Source organism: Corallococcus sp. AB049A, from assembly GCF_003668885.1.
GTDB lineage: Bacteria > Myxococcota > Myxococcia > Myxococcales > Myxococcaceae > Corallococcus > Corallococcus interemptor.
Genome location: NZ_RAWL01001443.1, coordinates 1 through 388, shown reverse-complemented (window position 1 = coordinate 388; position 388 = coordinate 1). Strand labels below are relative to the sequence as shown.

General features: G+C 39.7%; 1 protein-coding gene. It reads right to left on the bottom strand.

Annotation, left to right across the window (positions count from 1 at the left end; genetic code table 11):
• Nucleotides 1-39: 39 nt before the first annotated feature.
• On the bottom strand, nucleotides 40-388 hold a 349-nt coding region (locus D7X55_RS45260; protein ID WP_233610495.1), incomplete at its 5' end, for a hypothetical protein.

Genomic DNA, 388 nt, shown 5'->3' with positions numbered 1-388 from the left:
CCTTATAATAAAAAGAGGGGGATAAAGGACTCTTCCTCCTTATACTCTCTCTTGAGACCGAGGCTCTGTTGTTGTCACACAAAACAAACAACGAACAACATGGCGCCATTGAAGCTCCAAATCAACTCGAGAAGCGGAAAGAAAATCGCCGATTTGACGGTCGACTCTGAGTCTACTGTGGAAGAACTTAAGAAGAATCTCATTCGTGAGGGTTTGTTTTGTTTTATAATATTTAAAGTTGGCAAGTTGGCGATGAAATGAAGGAAGGATTTGTAGTAGTCGGTTGTTCATTTGAGATGGAAGAGATTGAGTGTTGGCGGGGATTGTTTTCGATTGTTCTAATAAATTTAAATAGCCAAGTTGAAGATCTCTCTTGTTCGCATTAAGT